This window comes from Rhizobium sp. YJ-22 (genome assembly GCF_029601685.1).
In the GTDB taxonomy this organism is placed as follows: Bacteria; Pseudomonadota; Alphaproteobacteria; order Rhizobiales; family Rhizobiaceae; genus Metarhizobium.
Genome location: NZ_JARRIR010000012.1, coordinates 137,812 through 138,284 on the forward strand (window position 1 = coordinate 137,812; position 473 = coordinate 138,284).

At 59.2% G+C, this 473-nt stretch carries 1 pseudogene; it reads right to left on the minus strand.

Features of this window, described 5'->3' with window-relative positions:
- Nucleotides 1–473, minus strand: a pseudogene (locus tag P7F60_RS24195) (replication initiation protein RepC); the annotation flags it as partial.

Below are 473 nucleotides of genomic sequence, written 5' to 3' on the forward strand. Positions count from 1 at the left end.
CCGATCTGCGGGCAGGCCCGCATCACCGTCCCCAACGGAAATGCCGGCATCCGGTCGAGATCCGCCATTTCGGGTACGGAATTCGGCGCGGCCTGCTTCTTTTTGAAGCAAGGTTCAGATTCATGGATGAGTTGTGTATTTGAATTCTGTTTGTGTGCGCCATTTCGGTCGGCATTGGCGTCTGTTTTTGATGAAATAAGCTGCATTTCCAGAATGTTGAGGATCTCCTGGCGCAAAAGGTCCATCTCGTCGAGGATAGCGGCGATCTCCGGGCGTGCGGGATTGCGCGGCAGCCGGGCGATCAGCGCTGCATAATGCTGCTCGATGGCCGCCCAATCGCCGTCGGCGCCTTCCTCCATGGCGGCCGAGATCAGCTTGCGCACATCGCGGCGGCAGAGCGTCAGGGCTTCCCTTGTGCGCTTGAAGCGTAATCTTTCGTCTGCGACCTCCTGGGCGAGGGCGGCAAGCTCTTC